Raw genomic sequence first — 18,394 nt, 5'->3', positions numbered from 1 at the left:
AACGGATGAATTGAAAGGAAGAAGCAGATGGATAAAGAAGCAGCGAAACGCCGGATCGAGGAACTGCACCAGATTTTGAATCAATACAACTACGAATATCATACACTTGATCGTCCAAGTGTTCCTGACGCTGAATATGATGCGCGGATGCGTGAGCTGATCTCTTTGGAGGAAGAGCACCCTGACTTAAAAGCAGCAGATTCTCCATCACAAAGAGTAGGCGGCGCTGTTTTAGACGCCTTTCAAAAAGTGCGTCACGGCACACCAATGCTCAGCCTTGGGAATGCGTTTAATGAACAGGACCTTCTTGATTTTGACCGCCGGGTTCGTCAAGCAGTCGGTGACGATATCGCATACAATGTCGAGCTGAAAATTGATGGACTCGCTGTTTCTCTCCGTTATGAAAATGGCGTGTTTGTCCGAGGAGCGACGCGCGGCGATGGAACAACGGGTGAGGATATTACTGAAAATCTCAAAACAATTCGTTCCATCCCGCTTAAAATCAAACGCCCACTGTCGATTGAAGTGAGAGGCGAGGCGTTTATGCCAAAACCTTCTTTTGAAGCATTAAATGAAAAAAGAATACAAAACGAAGAAGAGCCGTTTGCAAACCCGCGTAATGCGGCTGCAGGTTCACTTCGTCAGCTTGATACGAAAATTGCAGCGAAACGAAACCTTGATATATTCGTCTACAGTATAGCGGAGCTTGATGAAATTGGTGTTGAAACGCAAAGTGCAGGACTTGATTTTCTCGACGAACTTGGGTTTAAAACAAACAAAGAAAGACGGATGTGCCAAACGATCGAAGAAGTCATCGACCTCATTGAAACATTAAAAATAAAGCGTGCCGATTTTTCATATGAAATCGATGGAATCGTCATTAAAGTCGATTCACTCGCTCAGCAGGAAGAACTCGGCTTCACAGCAAAAAGCCCGCGCTGGGCGGTTGCGTACAAGTTTCCAGCTGAAGAGGTCGTAACGAAGCTGCTTGATATTGAACTAAGTGTCGGACGTACAGGCGTGATTACACCAACAGCGATTCTTGAGCCTGTCAAAGTAGCAGGGACGACAGTGCAGCGTGCATCTCTTCATAATGAAGATTTGATCAAAGAAAAGGATATTCGCTTGTTCGATCAAGTGATTGTGAAAAAAGCCGGGGATATTATTCCTGAAGTCGCAGGTGTCCTTGTTGATCAGCGTACAGGCGAAGAAAAACCGTTTCACATGCCAACTGAATGTCCAGAGTGTCATAGTGAGCTGGTGCGAATCGAAGGCGAAGTGGCCTTGCGATGCATCAATCCTGAATGTCCTGCCCAAATACGTGAGGGACTCATTCACTTCGTTTCCCGTAATGCAATGAATATTGATGGACTTGGCGAGCGGGTCATTACACAGCTCTTCAAGGAACAGCTCGTTTCTCGTGTGTCCGACCTTTATCGATTAACGAAAGAAGAGCTCATTCAGCTTGAACGAATGGGCGAAAAATCTGTCGACAATTTACTGCGTTCAATTGAACAATCGAAAGAAAACTCTCTTGAGCGTTTACTATTTGGACTCGGTATTCGATTTATTGGTTCAAAAGCGGCAAAGACCTTGGCGATGCATTTCGAAAACATCGATCAATTAAAGCAAGCGACGAAAGAACAATTACTTGAAGTCGACGAAATCGGTGAAAAAATGGCTGATGCCGTCGTCACGTATTTTGAGAAAGAAGAAATACTCGATCTGCTGAACGAACTAAAAGAGCTCGGAGTCAATATGACCTACACAGGGCCAAAGCCGGTAAAAGCAGAAGAAAGTGATTCCTACTTTGCAGGAAAAACCATTGTGCTGACAGGAAAATTAGAAGAAATGGCTCGAAACGATGCAAAAGCAGCGATCGAAGCATTAGGCGGAAAGCTGGCAGGCAGTGTGAGTAAAAAAACAGATCTAGTCATTGCCGGAGAAGCAGCGGGAAGTAAGCTGACAAAGGCAGAAGAACTCAATATTGAAATTTGGGACGAAGCTAAAATGCTCGAGGAGCTAAAGAAATAAGAGGAGTGTTTTCTATTGAAAAAGTTGTTATTGCTGCTGACAATGCTCACACTGGTATTGTCAGCGTGTGCACCTTTTGGGGGAAAGGAAGAGGAAGAGGTCACACAAAAAACGGATGAAACGAAGGAAACAAAGGAAACAGCCATCATCCCGATGTACAATATCTCAGACTCCTATTACAAAATGGTGCTGCCGTTTAAACAAGGAGCTGCTAGAGGTCTTACAGCGGAGCGTCTCAATACACGCTTGGACATTGATGAATTTGAAACAGGACTCATGCGCCTTGCAACAGAGTCATTTAATACAAACGACTATCTATTCCAAGAAGGACAGCATTTAGATGAGGACACCGTTCTTAGCTGGCTGGCGCGCAAAAAAACAGGCAGTGATCTGAAAAAGGCAGAAAAAGAAGATAAAGACTTTAAGAATCTGGGCTTAAATCCTGCTCTTCCAAACTCAGGTTCAACAAAGTCTAAAAATGAAAATAGTCCAATTTACTTAGCTTCAATGCTAGAGCATAATTACTTAATTCGAAAAGACAAAAACAGCTTACAGCTTGGCGGAGTTGTCATTGGTCTTGCGCTGAACTCGGTTTATTATTACCGTGAAAAAATCGGTGACCCGCAGCAAGAGGTGACCATCGATTCATCGAAAAATTCAAAGAAACTTTTGGCAGAGGGTGAAAAAATCGCTGAACAAGTGATCAAGCGAATTCGTCAAATGGACGGACTGCAAAAAGTGCCTGTCATGATTGCCCTTTATAAGCAAGCACCAAAATCATCTATCGTTCCAGGTAATTTTATCGCCAAAACAGATGTGAAAGCAGGCTCTGCTGATATCGGAAATTGGGATACGATCAAAGAGGAGAATGTATTCTTCCCTTCAGATAGTGCGAAAAGCAGCTACAAAGATGATTCAGAGCGATTTGACCGCTTCAAGACAAAGGTAGAAGATTACTTCCCGAATTACACTGGTGTTGTAGGAAAAGGCTTTTACAAAAACGGCAACCTGCAAAAAATGAAAATCGAAATTCCAATGCAGTTCTATGGAAAAACGGAAGTCGTAGCCTTCACACAATATTTAACCGGAGAAGTCATGGATTACTACAAGAGTACCAATATTGAAATCAACATCACATCTTCTGATCAACAAGAAGCCCTGATCACGAAAAATGCTGAGGACAAAGAACCGACTGTTCATATATATGACTAAATAAGAGGGATTTCCAAACTCTTGTCAAAATATTAGTAGAAACCAAGAAGAAAGGCAGGTATGTTGATGCTCGTATAATGCTGATTACCGTCAAGAACATTTAAAAAGACGATAAAAGGAGAATCAGCATGCATAAAGAAGTAAAAGCACGATACGATGAACAGAAAGTCTTAAAGAAAGCGGCTCACTTGTATGACTTTCAGCTTGACCAAGTGACATTTCTAGCCGATGCAGAAAATTATGTGTATGAATATAAGGCAATGAATGGGGAGAATTATATATTAAAAATCACCCATACCATTCGTCGCTCACCCACATATATTTTAGGAGAAATGGACTGGCTTCGATTCCTGTCTCATCATGGTATTTCCGTAGCAAAGCCGATTTCATCAGCAAGAGGAAAAGACGTTGAAACCATTCCTGATCAAGCCGGAGGCGCATTTTTACTCCGTGTGTATGAAAAAGCACCGGGGAGAAAAGTGAATGAAGGAGATTGGAATGGGAAGCTGTTTGAAGCGTTAGGGTCCTATACAGGACGAATGCATCAAATAACAAAACAATATCAAGTAAAAGATCCTCTCTATAAGCGTCAAGAGTGGTATGAAGAGGAGCAATTAAAGCTTGATCAATATATTCCATCTGATCAAACGGTTGTGCTTCGAAGAAAAGATGAATTGATGCAAAAGCTTCACCAGCTCCGAATTTCGAAGGATGTGTATGGGCTGGTGCATGCCGATTTGCATCACGGGAACTTTCATTATCATCAAGGAGAGATTATCGCATTCGATTTTGATGATATTGGATATCACTGGTTTATCAATGATATTAGTATTTTGCTATATAATGTTCTTTGGTATCCAGTGATTCCATATGATGATAAAGCTGAATTTACGGCAGAATTTATGAGTCATTTTCTAAAAGGCTATCGACAGGAGAATGAGCTTGATGACGCGTGGCTGGCAACAATCCCTGATTTTCTCATGCTGCGTCATATGCTTATTTATGGGCTTTTACATCAAGCATTTGATCTCCAAACATTGACTTCTGACGAAAAAGCCATGCTGTCATGTTTTCGAAAGGAAATTGAGCAAAAAACACCCATTACTCCTTTTGACTTTCAACAGCTGGCACGATAAAAGAAACCCCTTGCTGTGTTAAACAGCAAGGGGTTTTTTTATGACTACACCGTATCACACTTCACGCCAACGACGCCTTCTAGATCTTTAATATCAAAGTACACATCGGTTGTATAGCGGTCTTTATGCACACGTACGCGTACTTCCATGATCGGATAGTCTTTTTCTTTTAAATCATCAATTCGTACAGAATGAATGCGAATATTGAGGGCTTTCATTTCTTTTAAAATATCGGTCATGCGGTTTCGGTCAGAAAGAGACATTCTGATGCGGATTTCTTTTTCCTGCAGGCGAATCGGTCCGATCCGCTGGAAGAGCCATGGCAGGAATTCGACACTAATTAGAATAAAGAAAAGACTGAGGAAGGCCTCTTTATAAAATCCTGCACCGGTTGCAACCCCAAGTCCTGCTGCTCCCCAGATCATCGCAGAAGTCGTGAGACCTGAGATGACATCATTGCTTTTTCGAAGAATCACACCTGCTCCAATAAAACCAACACCAGATATAATTTGCGCCGGTAACCTGAGTGGGTCCATTTGAAGCTTAGAGACTCGAGGGAAATTGTAGGCTGCATCAATGCTGATGATGGTTAAGACGCAGGAGCTGACAGCAATGACAATACACGTTTTTAAGCCGAGGGGCTTTTTCTTCAGCTCTCGTTCAAGCCCGATAATCAGCCCGATTAAAGTGGCCACGGCTAATTTTAAGACTGTATCCCATTCAATTGTCCAAAACATGCGTATCGCTCCTTTCACTTCATGTACGTTTCACAACATGTATATGATCTTCTCACAGCCCATATGGCTGCACAACTCTTATTTTATTCAGTTTCTGAAGAAAGAAAAGCTTTTTATTTTATTTAAAAAGAGAGTCATCCGCATAGGGCAGATGACTCTTCAACTCTTTATTTTGTTTCTTCCTCAAGATGATCTTCCATTTTGTGAAATAGCTGTTTTGATGCTTTTGACGGCTTACTTGTCAATAAGCTGACAATAATGGCAGCTAATCCACTTAGCGTAAAGCCTGGAATCATTTCATAAATACCTGTGGCATGGTTGAGTCCTGTCGTAATCCATGTCAGAACCACAACTGCACCAACGATCATCCCAACTAGAGCGCCATGATGATTCATTCGTTTCCAGTATAGGCAAAGCAAAATGACTGGACCGAATGAAGAACCAAATCCTGCCCATGCATAACCGACAAGATCAAGAATGGTGTCACTTGGGTTAAGTGAAAGGCATAAGGCAATCACGGCGACAACGAGTACAGACATCCGGCCAATCATGACAAGCTCTTTGTCTGATGCTGTTTTCCTAAAGAACGTTCTGTATAAATCCTCTGTCATTGCACTTGCTGTGACAAGCAGCTGAGACGAAATTGAACTCATAATCGCAGCTAAAATCGCAGAAAGTAAAAATCCAGTGATATATGGATGGAACAATACTTTAGAAAAGACGATAAAGATGGTTTCAGGGTCAGCAAGGTTCATGCCCGTTTCATGAACATAGGCAACACCCACTAAACCGACAGACAGTGATCCAATCACTGAAATAATCATCCAGCTCATTCCGATCCGGCGTGCTGGTTTTAAATCTTTAACAGACGTAATGGCCATAAAGCGCACGATAATATGCGGCTGTCCAAAGTAACCTAGTCCCCAAGCGAGGAAGGAAATAATGCCAATGACGCTCGTTCCTCTAAAAATATCTAGCAATTTAGGATCAATCTGTTGAATATCTTGGAATGTAGCAACAGGTCCGCCTAATTGTGTAAAGGCAACGATCGGCACGAGCACTAATGCTAAAAACATGATAGCCCCTTGGACAAAGTCCGTTAAGCTCACTGCCAAAAATCCGCCGAACAATGTATACAAAATGACAATACTTGATGTTAAGATCAGTCCAAACATGTAGTTAGCACCGAATGCTGACTCAAATAAACGTCCGCCTGATACCATCCCAGACGATGTATACAGCGTAAAGAAAATTAAAATGATGACGGCTGAAACAGCTTTTAATAAAGCAGATGATCCTTTGAATCGTTTATCAAAGAAATCAGGAATCGTAATCGCATCATCCGCAATTTCTGTATAAGAACGTAAACGAGGTGCAAGAATGAGGTAGTTCAAGTAAGCACCAACGATTAAACCAATCGCAAGCCAGGCTGTCGATAAACCTGTTTTATACATTTCACCTGGCACACCCATCAGCATCCATCCGCTCATATCCGCAGCACCTGCTGAAAGGGCTGTAACGAATGGACCAAGCCCGCGTCCGCCAAGCATATAATCATTTAAATCATGTGTTTTCCTGAATGCATACCAGCCAATGGCAAGCATCCCGATAAAATAAATAGATAAGGAAATTGTAACTTCAATACTCATTTTGTGTTCTCACCTTTTTCGTATTAATTTGACATCACCTCAATCAAAATATACAGAAGTGCGATGGCAGCTTTTTTGTTTGACTGCCTGCTCACTGCTATGGTTACTTAACCTAACAGAGTATTCCCAAGTGATCAACCTGCCTAAACCTCTTCATTTTGAAGAAAAAATGGACAGATCGATGATAAGAATCAATATGTAAGCGATTACAAAAATAATCAAAAGTAAAAATTTTCTGAAAAATAAAAAGTCACCTGATGAATATTTCTTTTATCGATTTGATCATAAAGACGTTTCAAGAGAACGGACCTTTTACCACACCTGCGTAAAGTTGCTTTAGAACAGTAAAATTTGATATGATAAAGTGTATATGACTTATGATCATGACCACGATCACGCATCATTTTTGGAGGTGAACCTGCATGTCAAGAATTTCAATAGAAGAAGTCAAGCACGTTGCGCATTTAGCAAGGCTTGCGATTACAGAAGAAGAAGCTGAGATGTTTACAGAACAGCTTGATAGCATCATTTCATTTGCAGAGCAGTTAAATGAGGTAGATACGGAAAACGTTGAACCTACTACACACGTATTAAAAATGAAAAACGTCATGAGAGAAGATGTTCCGAATAAAGGTCTTTCCATTGAGGCAGTCGTCAAAAACGCGCCTGATCATAAAGACGGCTATATTCGTGTGCCATCAATTTTGGACTAAAGGAGGCCCGAGACATGTCACTGTTTGATCACAAAATTTCTGAATTAAAAGAGCTTTTACATAAAAAGGAACTGTCTGTTTCTGATTTAGTGGACGAGTCTTATAAACGAATCAATGAAGTAGACGGGAAAGTACAAGCATTCCTTGCACTGGACGAAGAAAAAGCACGTGCGTATGCAAAGGAATTGGACGAGGCAGTTGGTGAAAAGGACGAGCTTGGCCTATTGTTCGGTATGCCGATCGGTGTGAAAGATAACATTGTTACAAAGGATTTGCGTACAACAGCTTCAAGTAAAATCCTGCAAAACTTTGATCCAATTTATGATGCAACCGTTGTGAACCGCCTAAGAGACGCAGAAGCAGTCACAATCGGTAAATTAAATATGGACGAATTCGCAATGGGATCTTCTACGGAGAACTCAGGCTTCAAAGCGACGAAAAACCCGTGGAATTTAAACACCGTTCCAGGCGGATCAAGTGGTGGATCAGCAGCTTCAGTTGCAGCAGGTGAAGTACCGTTCTCACTTGGATCAGATACAGGCGGTTCTATTCGTCAGCCGGCATCTTTCTGCGGAGTTGTAGGTCTTAAACCGACATATGGACGTGTATCCAGATACGGATTAATTGCATTTGCTTCATCATTAGATCAAATTGGTCCGATTACACGCAATGTAGAGGACAACGCTTATGTTCTTCAAGCGATTGCTGGTGTCGATCAAATGGACGCAACAAGTGCAAATGTCGATGTACCAGATTTTCTTTCTTCATTAACTGGCGACATCAAAGGTCTGAAAATCGCTGTGCCGAAAGAATATCTTGGCGAAGGCGTTGGCGAGGAAGCAAAAGAGTCTGTTCTTCAAGCGTTAAAAGTATTAGAAGGACTTGGTGCTTCGTGGGAAGAAGTGTCTCTACCGCATTCTAAATATGCGCTTGCGACTTACTACTTACTGTCTTCTTCAGAAGCATCTGCAAACCTTGCACGTTTTGACGGCATCCGCTATGGCTACCGTACAGATAATGCAGACAACCTGATTGATTTATACAAAAATACTCGTTCTGAAGGCTTCGGAGACGAAGTGAAGCGTCGCATCATGCTTGGTACATTCGCGCTAAGCTCAGGATATTACGATGCGTACTATAAAAAAGCGCAAAAAGTCCGTACATTGATCAAAAAAGACTTTGAAGATGTTTTCGAAAAGTATGATGTCATTGTAGGACCGACAACGCCAACTCCTGCATTTAACATTGGTGAAAAGACAAGCGATCCATTGACTATGTACGCAAACGATATTTTAACGATCCCTGTTAACCTTGCAGGCGTTCCAGGAATCAGTGTGCCTTGTGGATTTGCAAATGGCCTTCCGTTAGGACTGCAAATCATCGGCAAGCACTTTGACGAAGGAACAGTGTACCGCGTGGCTCACGCTTTTGAGCAAGCAACAGATCATCATAAAGCAAAACCTGAACTGTAAGGGGTGAATCAGAATGAACTTTGAAACGGTAATTGGACTTGAAGTCCACGTAGAGCTAAAAACACAATCGAAAATTTTCTCAAGCTCGCCGACACCTTTTGGTGCAGCTGCCAACACGCAGACAAGTGTCATCGACCTTGGATATCCTGGCGTACTGCCTGTACTGAACAAAGAAGCGGTGAACTTTGCGATGAAAGCGGCTATGGCACTGAACTGTGAAATCGCAACGGATACAAAATTTGACCGTAAAAACTACTTCTATCCTGATAACCCAAAGGCGTATCAAATTTCTCAATTTGATAAACCGATCGGTGAAAACGGCTGGATTGAAATTGAAGTAGAAGGCAAAACAAAACGAATCGGTATTACACGTCTCCATTTGGAAGAGGATGCAGGGAAACTGACGCACACAGGCGACGGTTACTCACTCGTCGATTTCAACCGTCAAGGCACACCACTTGTTGAAATCGTATCTGAGCCAGACATTCGCACTCCAGAAGAAGCGTATGCTTACTTAGAAAAATTAAAATCCATTATTCAATATACAGGCGTTTCTGACTGTAAGATGGAAGAAGGCTCACTTCGCTGTGATGCCAACATTTCTCTTCGCCCAATCGGCCGTGAAGAGTTTGGTACAAAGACAGAGCTCAAAAACTTGAACTCATTTGCTTTCGTACAAAAAGGCCTTGAATTCGAAGAGAAGCGTCAAGAGCAAGTATTGCTTTCTGGCGGCTTGATCGAGCAGGAAACACGCCGTTATGACGAAGCGTCTAAAAAGACAATTCTTATGCGCGTTAAAGAAGGCTCTGATGATTACCGCTACTTCCCAGAACCGGATTTGGTGGAGCTGTACATTGATGACGAGTGGAAAGAACGCGTAAGAGCATCCATCCCAGAGCTTCCAGACGAGCGCCGCAAACGCTACATCGATGAGCTTGGACTTCCTGCTTACGATGCAATGGTGCTCACGCTGACGAAAGAAATGTCTGATTTCTTTGAAGCGACCATTTCAGAAGGTGCAGAAGCGAAGCAAGCATCGAACTGGCTCATGGGTGAAGTATCTGCATACTTAAACTCTGCTCAAAAAGAGCTGGAAGATACAAAGCTAACGCCGCAAGGGCTGGCTGGTATGATCAAGCTTATTGAAAAAGGAACGATTTCCTCTAAGATTGCGAAAAAGGTATTCAAAGAGCTCATCGAAAATGGGGGAGATGCAGAAACAATCGTCAAAGAAAAAGGACTTGTCCAAATTTCTGACGAAGGTGCACTGCTCAAACTTGTCACAGAAGCACTTGATAACAACCCGCAATCCATTGAAGACTTTAAAAATGGTAAAGACCGCGCGATTGGTTTCTTAGTCGGACAAATCATGAAAGCATCGAAGGGCCAAGCGAACCCGCCGATGGTGAACAAGATTCTCCTTGAAGAAATCAAAAAACGCTAAATAGCAAAAAACCGCCTTATGAAAAAGGCGGTTTTTTTTGATTGAAATGACAGGGTCTTACTATAGATTCGGACCACAGCCGTATATCAATTTAGAGATACTTTTCTTATAATGAAGCATAAGCGAAAGTGCACATTCGAAGGGGGAAAGGTGAGCTAAATCAAAAAACAGCACGTTATGTTACTGAAGAAACAGCCTCAATTGTTCCACTGCTCTTAGAACAGCAGGATCCTCACACTTTTCTAAATTCGTCAGCATTCCTTGGATGACTGGCTTACGAGGTTCAGCTTTTGCCAGCTCTTCTTCAATCACTTCAATGGATACAACGGTATCATCAGAAAGCAGATGCTCCAGCTTTAACAAACGAAGCTCCTCTTGAAGGGAAGCAGCACTAGGCGCTTCATCGTCCCAAATGGTTTGCTTCAAAATCGGCTTCGTCTGAGAGCGAAGCAATCCTTGAACCAGATCATCAAACCGTTCGAGTATAAAGGATGAGAGCTCATCAAATGATAATTGCATTTGATCCTGTAAAAGCAGAACCTGCACATACGATTGGATAATTCCTTGAATCATGACTGACAGGTCAGTTATATATGGTTCGATCTTCTGTCCATAAGTGGTCAAGATGGAAATTTGAATTTCATCATTCATTTGCTTTTTCACAGTTTTTGAATACTTTTTAATTTGCTGGTTTTCCGGAATAATGTTCTCGCTGAGGATCAGAATGATAAAATCCTTGTTCTCAGCAAAGTGCTGAAACTGTTCAGCAATTTGTTTCTGAAAGATCTCTCTCGGCGCGAGATGCTGATTCTCTTTTCGAATCGTTTCGATAGTTTGCATCGAAGTGTCGATATAATATTCAAACGCTCGGTTGAAAAGCTGTTCTTTTGATTTGAAATGTAAATAAAATGCGCCTTTTGATATTCCGCATTCATCTGCAATTTCCTGAATGGTCGTAGAAGAAAAACCCTTTTTCGCAAACAATTGGATGCTTGCTTTAATGATTTTTTCTTTTTTTTCGTTCATGAAATAAGGCCCCTTCAGCTTTAGAATGTTACGTCAAACGCAAGTGAAATGGTTGACGGCATTGTATATCACCGTTTATTATGATATAGAATGACCAGTCAGTCAATACATAAAGGAAAATGGAGGATATAATGAATTCGATCATCAATTTTGTATTAAAGAATAAGTTCGCTGTATGGCTCATGACGATTATCGTAACAGTTGCTGGTCTATATGCCGGATTGAATATGAAACAAGAATCAATCCCGAATATCAACACTCCAGTCATTACGGTTTCTACAACGTACCCTGGCGCAACGCCGGACGAAGTATCAGATAAGGTGACAGATCCAATTGAAAAGTCGATTCAAAACCTCAATGGGGTCAACGTGGTCACTTCTAATTCTTTTGAAAATGCATCATCCATTCAAATCGAGTACGATTACAGCAAAGACATGGATGAAGCAAAAAAGGAAATTGAAGATGCGATTAGCAATATCGATTTCCCTGAAAATGCAGAAAAACCTAAAATCGCACGCTTTAGTATTAATGCGATTCCAATCCTAGCCCTTAGTGTCTCAGGTGATAAAGAATCATTACAAGACCTTACACAAAAAGTAGAAAATGACCTCGTTCCTTCACTTCAAGGGTTAGACGGCGTCTCTTCTGTGGAAGCTTCAGGACAGCAAATCAAAGAAGTAGAATTTTCGTTTAAAGAAAAGAAACTAAAGGAATACGGTTTAGATGAAGAAACCGTCCAAAACATGATCAAAGGCTCTGATGTGAATGTACCATTAGGTCTATACACATTTGGCAACAAACAAAAATCAGTTGTCGTGGACGGCAATATTTTAAGCGTCAAAGATTTGAAAAACATGCGAATCCCTGTTACACCAAGTGCAGGCGGCGGTGCGGGAAGCGCTGGAGCGGGAGCACCATCTAGCAGCGCAGGTGCGCAAGGTGCCGAGCAGCAGGCGGGAAGTGCAAGTCAGCAGCAAGCAGCAGCACAGCAGCAAACAGGTGCAGCAAGCAGTCAATCTGTAGAGCTGCCAACGATCAAGCTGTCTGAGATTGCAGATATTAAAGTCGTCAAAGAGGCAGAATCGATCTCTAGAACGAATGGGAAAGACAGTATCGGTCTGCAAATTGTCAAAGGCTCTGATGCCAACACAGTGAGTGTTGCAGAAGAAGTGACAAAAGAGCTTGAGAAATTCAAAAAAGATAACAAAGGAATCAAAGTAAGCACCACATATGATCAAGCAGAGCCGATTAAAGAGTCTGTCAGCACAATGCTGAACAAGGCGATCATCGGAGCAATCTTTGCGATCATTATTATTCTCTTGTTCCTGCGAGATATCAAATCAACATTAATCTCGGTCATCTCCATTCCGTTATCTCTGTTGATTGCTGTCTTACTATTAAATCAGCTAGATATCACGTTAAATATCATGACACTTGGTGCTATGACCGTTGCCATCGGGCGTGTTGTCGATGACTCGATAGTGGTCATAGAAAATATCTATCGACGAATGGCGTTAAAGGATGAACCGTTAAAAGGCAAGGCACTCGTCAGAGAAGCCACCAAAGAAATGTTTATCCCAATCATGTCTTCAACGATTGTGACAATTGCGGTATTCTTACCGTTAGCATTAGTAGGTGGAATGATTGGTGAACTATTCATCCCATTTGCTTTAACCATTGTGTTTGCGTTACTTGCTTCACTGCTTGTCGCCATTACAATTGTTCCAATGATGGCACACACTCTATTTAAAAAGAACCTGTACGGCACAGCGAAAAAGGTAAAAGAACATAAACCAAGCAAGCTTGCTGGCGGTTATAGACGTGTACTTAATTGGACACTCAACCATAAATGGATCACATCAGGAATTGCCATTCTTATGCTTGTCGGAAGCTTATTCTTAGCACCACTTGTCGGTGTCAGCTTCTTACCACAGGAAGCAGAGAAAACGGCCATGGTGACATATACACCTGAACCTGGACAAACGAGAGAGCAAGCAATTGATGAAACGAAAAAAGCTGAAGAATATTTGATGAAACGTGACCATGTCAATACAGTTCAGTATTCACTTGGCTCTTCAAATGCCATGACAGCAAGTGTTGGCGGTAACTCTAACGGTGCATTATTCTTCGTACAATATGACGAGGACACACCGAATTTTGATAAAGAAAAAGATCGTGTAGTCAAAGCCCTGCAAGACAAAGCGTCTAAAGGGGAATGGAAATCACAAGACTTCTCATCTGCTGGCGCCAGCAATACTGTGACGTACTATGTGTACGGTGACAAAGCAAGCGATATTGAAGGCACAGTAAAAGATGTTGAGAACATTTTAAAAGATGAGAAAAACCTGAAAAATGTCAGCACAAGCTTATCTGAGAAATACGACGAATATACGTTTAATGCAGATCAAGAAAAACTGGCGAAACTAGGTCTAACTGCTTCACAAATCGCTCAAGCGATTGCACCTCAAAATAGTGAAACAACACTGACAAAAGTCACAGAGGACGGCAAAGAACTTGATGTGAAGCTTCAAACGGAAAAAGATGAATATAAGAGCAAAAAAGATTTAGAAAATAAAAAGATCACCACACCAACAGGGCAAGAAGTCCGAATTGGTGATGTCGTCAAAGTAAAAGATGGGACGACAGCAAATACGGTGACAAAACGTGATGGAAAAATCTACGCAGAAGTGTCTGGTGACATGACAACAGACGACGTCTCAAGTGTGACACAAGATGTTCAGAAGAAAGTTGACAAGCTTGATCTGAAATCTGGCGTAACGATTGACACAGGCGGCGTAAGTGCGGATATCCAAGAATCCTTTACACAGCTTGGCCTTGCAATGCTTGCAGCGATTGCCATTGTGTATCTCGTTCTCGTCATCACATTTGGCGGAGGTCTTGCACCATTTGCAATTCTCTTCTCACTTCCATTTACGGTTATTGGCGCTCTCGCTGGATTGTTTATAGCAAAAGAAACCATCAGCTTAAATGCCATGATTGGATTGCTCATGCTGATCGGTATCGTTGTAACAAATGCCATTGTCTTGATTGACCGCGTGATTCATAAAGAACAAGAAGGTCTCTCAACAAGAGAAGCGTTACTTGAAGCAGGTACAACAAGATTACGTCCAATCTTAATGACGGCACTTGCAACGATTGGTGCACTGCTGCCACTCGCATTAGGATTTGAAGGCGGAAGCCAGATCGTATCAAAAGGACTTGGTGTTACCGTAATTGGCGGTTTAACAAGTTCTACACTTCTCACATTGGTCATCGTTCCAATCGTGTATGAAATGTTAAGCAAGTTTAAACGTAAGAAAAAGTACGCAGAAGAAGAATAAGAGGAAGCCCCGCTCATTGGCGGGGCTTTTTTTATTTTGAAATCTGGCAAACAGCTTTTCTCATAAGTTCTTCAAATGCGTGGAAAAAGGCATCACGATCGACATGGTCAATCACTTGAATTGATTTTCCATCTGGATGCTCTTCTGTCCGTCCTTGCTTTGGTGTCTCGGTATAAACGATCGCATTCACTTCTTTTGAACGGGTAAATGATGTAGAAGCAAGAGTAATGGTCGTCAGCACATCCCATAAGTAATACGTCGAATTGGTTTCATGATGAATGAGCGGCGGACAAAAGGCGTAGCACTGACCGATAAAATCTATTCCAATATGAGAACGAAGAGAAGCCCAGCGCTGACGTACATCAAGTGTAAGCGGGACTTGATTTGTACTTTCAAGTGCGACCATTTCAATAGGAAACGGTTCCTGAAAGACAGTGCTTACAGCATAAGGATCCCAAAATGCATTCCATTCTGCTGTCCCGTCATGCTCGGGTTCTTCAACATTGCCTTTTTCAAGGAACGTGCCACCCATCCACACCAATTTCTCAATTTTGTTAGAGATTGAAGGATCTTCTTCTAAAGCTCGTGCAAGATCTGTGAGCGGACCAGTAAAGAGCAGGGTGACAGGTTCTTTTGCCTTCTTAACTGTTTCAATCAGATGAAGGTGTGCTGGCAGCTTGGACACCTTTGTATCAACATTGCCTTTTTCATTTAAAATTGGCAGAGCATCTACATAGAAAGCATGCATACGCCACTCCTTCGGAAATGGATTGACGCCTCTAGAAGTTGAAGCAGCGACTTCAATTTCATAAGGGCTGAATCGATCAATGATTTTTTGAGATGCACTGAGCGCAGGCTCTAAATAACAATCAGCAGGAATCACAGACATTCCGATGACTTTCAGATGTTCCATTTGAAGGAGAAGAAATAAAGAGACGAGGTCATCAACACCGCCGTCATGATTAAAATAGACAGGCTTTTTCATCGCATATCATCCTTTACAGCGTTTTCTTTTATCTTATCAGAATGCTTTCTTACTGAGGGAAATGTACTTGGAGATTTTACATATTAGGTAGTTGTTTTGTTGCCATTTTCAAATCTCATAGTATAATTAAAGGTTGTTAGTGGTGAAAATAGATTGCATAATGAATATAGGATGATGATGAATGAAACGTGCTCGAATTATATACAATCCGACATCTGGGCGTGAACTCTTCAAGAAGAATTTACCGCAGGTTTTGCAAAAATTTGAACAAGCTGGCTATGAAACTTCTTGTCATGCGACGACATGTGCAGGAGATGCCACACAAGCAGCAGAAAAGGCCGCACAGAGAGATTTTGATTTAATTGTAGCAGCAGGTGGAGACGGCACGATCAATGAAGTCGTCAACGGACTAGCACCGCTTGAAAAAAGACCAAAACTCGGAATTATTCCAGTTGGAACGACAAATGATTTCGCAAGAGCACTTGGAATTCCACGAGAAGGTGTTTTAAAAGCGACAGATGCCATTATTGAGGGTGTAGCGAAGCCGCTTGATATCGGTAAAGTCAATGGCCATTATTTTATTAATATTGCTGGCGGCGGCCGGTTAACAGAGCTCACCTATGAGGTGCCTAGTAAGCTGAAGACCATGCTTGGACAGCTTGCTTATTATTTGAAAGGTATGGAGATGCTTCCATCTATCCGCCCGACAGAAGTCGAAATTGAATATGACGGCAAATTGTTTCATGGAGAAATCATGCTGTTCCTTGTTTCACTCACAAACTCAGTAGGCGGCTTTGAAAAACTAGCGCCAGATTCCATTTTAGATGATGGGATGTTTGACCTGATTATTCTAAAGAAGGTCAATCTAGCAGAAGCCATTCGAGTAGTCAGCCTTGCTCTCAGAGGCGAGCATATTCATGATAACAATGTCATCTACGCAAAAGCGAATCGCGTAAAGGTAGATGTAAAAGATAAAATGCAATTGAATTTAGATGGTGAATACGGCGGCATGCTGCCAGGTGAATTTGAAAACCTGTATCGCCATATTGAATTTATTGTGCCAAAAGAAACAGCTGAAAAAATAGGGTGAAGACTGAACTTGGTTCCTTATGGCGGCCAAGTTTTTCTTTGCAAATGAGGTGATAAAATTGGTGAAAATGAAACCGCCTGTTCAAAAGAATGAATACTACAATGTAACCTTCGAAGACTTAACGCATGAAGGTGCAGGTGTAGCAAAAATTGAAGGATTCCCTGTCTTTGTACCAAATGCCCTTCCTGATGAACAAGGGCAAATCAAAGTCACACGAGTCAAAAAAGGATTTGCTTTTGGACGACTCATGGAGCTGACAAAGGAAAGTCAGCACAGGCAAGATGCGCCATGTCCCATTTACAAGCAGTGCGGCGGCTGTCAAATTCAGCATATGAGCTATGAAGGCCAGCTGCTATTTAAACAAAAACAAGTAAAGGACGTTTTAGAGCGGATCGGCAAGCTTGATATGAGCCGTGTAAAAGTTCATCCTGTACTCGGCATGGAAGACCCTTGGAATTACCGAAACAAAGCGCAAGTGCCAGTTGGCGAACGCGAAGGCGGACTTGTTGCAGGATTTTATCAACAGCGTACCCATGAAATCATTGATATGGAAAAATGTTTGATTCAGCAGTCAGAAAACGACGAAGTGGTACAGGCAGTAAAAGACATATGCAATGCGTTTGGCATCAAAGCATATAACGAAGAGCGGCACAAAGGCTGGCTGCGTCATGTGATGGTTCGCTACGGTATTGCAACAGGTGAAATGATGGTTGTGTTTGTTACTAGAACGGCTGACTTTCCGCAAAAGCAGCAGGTGATTGAGCAGATTATAGCACGCTTCCCACACGTTCGGTCAATTGTACAAAACGTGAATTCAAAGAAAACAAATGTCATTTTCGGAGACGAAACAACCATTTTATGGGGCGAAGAATACATTTATGACACGATTGGCGACATCAAATTTGCCATTTCAGCCCGCTCGTTTTATCAAGTGAACCCAGCCCAAACAAAGGTGCTTTATGACAAAGCGCTTGAATATGCCGAGCTGCAAGGCGAAGAAACTGTTATCGATGCCTACTGCGGAATCGGTACGATTTCCTTATTTCTCGCACAAAAAGCAGGCAGAGTATATGGGGTTGAAATTGTTCCAGAAGCAATTGAAGATGCAAAACGCAATGCTGCCTTAAACGGAATCAATAACGTCGAATTCGCAGTCGGCGAAGCAGAAACCGTCATCCCAAACTGGTACAAAGAAGGCATCAAAGCAGACACCCTCGTCGTCGATCCGCCAAGAAAAGGCTGCGACGAAGCACTGCTTGACACGATTTTAAAAATGAAACCAAACCGTGTTGTTTACGTCTCCTGTAACCCAGGGACGCTTGCTCGTGATTTGCGCATTCTTGAAGATGGCGGGTATGTGACGGAGGAAGTGCAGCCTGTGGATATGTTTCCGCATACCTCACATGTGGAATGTGTAGCAAGTCTTGTGATTAATTAGTAATGTATTGAGACATCCCGATTTCGTGAAAAACATCGATATTGGGGTGTTTTTATTTTTGTATGTTCAATCGGCACTAAAAAATGATATTTGGAAGTGGAATCAATATTTTCCCCC

13 protein-coding genes are annotated in these 18,394 nt (G+C 42.0%); 9 read left to right on the top strand and 4 right to left on the bottom strand.

The window, feature by feature from the left end:
* Positions 1-27 precede the first annotated feature (27 nt).
* The 3 genes from ligA (at position 28) to AC3WTB_RS17910 (ending at position 4,382) form a co-directional block, all read left to right on the top strand.
* A complete protein-coding gene (gene ligA, locus AC3WTB_RS17920; protein WP_039176982.1) occupies positions 28-2,034 on the top strand; it encodes an NAD-dependent DNA ligase LigA in 2,007 nt (668 codons plus the stop codon).
* A 15-nt stretch (positions 2,035-2,049) separates the two neighbouring features.
* Positions 2,050-3,246, top strand: a complete 1,197-nt coding sequence (locus AC3WTB_RS17915) for a CamS family sex pheromone protein (RefSeq protein WP_039176984.1) — start codon at positions 2,050-2,052, stop codon at positions 3,244-3,246.
* A gap of 128 nt (positions 3,247-3,374) precedes the next feature.
* The gene (locus AC3WTB_RS17910) at positions 3,375-4,382 is read left to right on the top strand and encodes a phosphotransferase enzyme family protein (RefSeq protein WP_064497688.1); all 1,008 of its coding nucleotides are present in this window, start codon (positions 3,375-3,377) and stop codon (positions 4,380-4,382) included.
* A 44-nt stretch (positions 4,383-4,426) separates the two neighbouring features.
* Here AC3WTB_RS17910 and AC3WTB_RS17905 read toward each other — a convergent pair whose 3' ends face one another.
* Both AC3WTB_RS17905 and putP read right to left on the bottom strand, forming a co-directional pair.
* Positions 4,427-5,119, bottom strand: coding sequence for an MgtC/SapB family protein (locus AC3WTB_RS17905; protein ID WP_024424547.1), 693 nt, complete (start codon positions 5,117-5,119; stop codon positions 4,427-4,429).
* A gap of 167 nt (positions 5,120-5,286) precedes the next feature.
* Positions 5,287-6,768, bottom strand: a complete 1,482-nt coding sequence (gene putP / locus AC3WTB_RS17900) for a sodium/proline symporter PutP (protein WP_144495419.1) — start codon at positions 6,766-6,768, stop codon at positions 5,287-5,289.
* Between the two features lie 422 nt (positions 6,769-7,190).
* Here putP and gatC point away from each other — a divergent pair, with 422 nt between their 5' ends.
* From gatC to gatB, 3 genes are read left to right on the top strand one after another with little or no spacing between them, the layout of a single operon-like run.
* The gene (gatC, locus tag AC3WTB_RS17895) at positions 7,191-7,481 is read left to right on the top strand and encodes an Asp-tRNA(Asn)/Glu-tRNA(Gln) amidotransferase subunit GatC (protein ID WP_024424549.1); all 291 of its coding nucleotides are present in this window, start codon (positions 7,191-7,193) and stop codon (positions 7,479-7,481) included.
* A 14-nt stretch (positions 7,482-7,495) separates the two neighbouring features.
* Complete coding sequence (gene gatA / locus AC3WTB_RS17890; RefSeq protein ID WP_041116096.1) at positions 7,496-8,953, top strand: Asp-tRNA(Asn)/Glu-tRNA(Gln) amidotransferase subunit GatA; 1,458 nt, start codon at positions 7,496-7,498, stop codon at positions 8,951-8,953.
* A gap of 13 nt (positions 8,954-8,966) precedes the next feature.
* Positions 8,967-10,397, top strand: coding sequence for an Asp-tRNA(Asn)/Glu-tRNA(Gln) amidotransferase subunit GatB (gatB, locus tag AC3WTB_RS17885; protein ID WP_059374649.1), 1,431 nt, complete (start codon positions 8,967-8,969; stop codon positions 10,395-10,397).
* Between the two features lie 180 nt (positions 10,398-10,577).
* Here the strand turns inward: gatB and AC3WTB_RS17880 are convergent, their stop codons facing one another.
* Positions 10,578-11,423 carry a TetR/AcrR family transcriptional regulator gene (locus AC3WTB_RS17880; protein WP_048239987.1) on the bottom strand — a complete coding sequence of 282 codons (846 nt, stop codon included), beginning with the start codon at positions 11,421-11,423 and terminating at the stop codon, positions 10,578-10,580.
* Positions 11,424-11,554: 131 nt separating this feature from the next.
* Between AC3WTB_RS17880 and AC3WTB_RS17875 the strand changes: the two genes are divergently transcribed.
* The gene (locus tag AC3WTB_RS17875; protein ID WP_492334054.1) at positions 11,555-14,764 is read left to right on the top strand and encodes an efflux RND transporter permease subunit; all 3,210 of its coding nucleotides are present in this window, start codon (positions 11,555-11,557) and stop codon (positions 14,762-14,764) included.
* 31 nt (positions 14,765-14,795) lie between these two features.
* On the opposite strand, the gene AC3WTB_RS17870 is transcribed toward AC3WTB_RS17875, so the two are convergent.
* Positions 14,796-15,749, bottom strand: coding sequence for a nucleoside hydrolase (locus AC3WTB_RS17870; protein ID WP_212040349.1), 954 nt, complete (start codon positions 15,747-15,749; stop codon positions 14,796-14,798).
* Between the two features lie 181 nt (positions 15,750-15,930).
* Between AC3WTB_RS17870 and AC3WTB_RS17865 the strand changes: the two genes are divergently transcribed.
* Positions 15,931-16,839: a diacylglycerol kinase gene (locus AC3WTB_RS17865; RefSeq protein WP_039177003.1), complete on the top strand. Its 909-nt coding sequence runs from the start codon at positions 15,931-15,933 to the stop codon at positions 16,837-16,839.
* 61 nt (positions 16,840-16,900) lie between these two features.
* On the top strand, positions 16,901-18,277 hold the full coding sequence (gene rlmD / locus AC3WTB_RS17860; RefSeq protein ID WP_492334053.1) for a 23S rRNA (uracil(1939)-C(5))-methyltransferase RlmD: 1,377 nt from the start codon (positions 16,901-16,903) through the stop codon (positions 18,275-18,277).
* The last annotated feature ends 117 nt before the right edge of the window (positions 18,278-18,394 follow it).

The organism is Bacillus sp. EB106-04-04-XG123 (assembly GCF_058791855.1).
The sequence above is the reverse complement of the archived record's forward strand: the minus strand, read 5'-3'. Positions and strand labels throughout refer to the sequence as shown.

What these genes read in the sequence shown, in the direction of transcription:
- ligA (WP_039176982.1), top strand. Translation starts at nt 28, where the DNA reads ATGGATAAAGAAGCAGCGAAACGCCGGATCGAGGAACTGCACCAGATT.
- AC3WTB_RS17910 (WP_064497688.1), top strand. Translation starts at nt 3,375, where the DNA reads ATGCATAAAGAAGTAAAAGCACGATACGATGAACAGAAAGTCTTAAAG.
- AC3WTB_RS17905 (WP_024424547.1), bottom strand. Translation starts at nt 5,119, where the DNA reads ATGTTTTGGACAATTGAATGGGATACAGTCTTAAAATTAGCCGTGGCC.
- putP (WP_144495419.1), bottom strand. Translation starts at nt 6,768, where the DNA reads ATGAGTATTGAAGTTACAATTTCCTTATCTATTTATTTTATCGGGATG.
- gatC (WP_024424549.1), top strand. Translation starts at nt 7,191, where the DNA reads ATGTCAAGAATTTCAATAGAAGAAGTCAAGCACGTTGCGCATTTAGCA.
- gatA (WP_041116096.1), top strand. Translation starts at nt 7,496, where the DNA reads ATGTCACTGTTTGATCACAAAATTTCTGAATTAAAAGAGCTTTTACAT.
- gatB (WP_059374649.1), top strand. Translation starts at nt 8,967, where the DNA reads ATGAACTTTGAAACGGTAATTGGACTTGAAGTCCACGTAGAGCTAAAA.
- AC3WTB_RS17880 (WP_048239987.1), bottom strand. Translation starts at nt 11,423, where the DNA reads ATGAACGAAAAAAAAGAAAAAATCATTAAAGCAAGCATCCAATTGTTT.
- AC3WTB_RS17875 (WP_492334054.1), top strand. Translation starts at nt 11,555, where the DNA reads ATGAATTCGATCATCAATTTTGTATTAAAGAATAAGTTCGCTGTATGG.
- AC3WTB_RS17870 (WP_212040349.1), bottom strand. Translation starts at nt 15,749, where the DNA reads ATGAAAAAGCCTGTCTATTTTAATCATGACGGCGGTGTTGATGACCTC.
- AC3WTB_RS17865 (WP_039177003.1), top strand. Translation starts at nt 15,931, where the DNA reads ATGAAACGTGCTCGAATTATATACAATCCGACATCTGGGCGTGAACTC.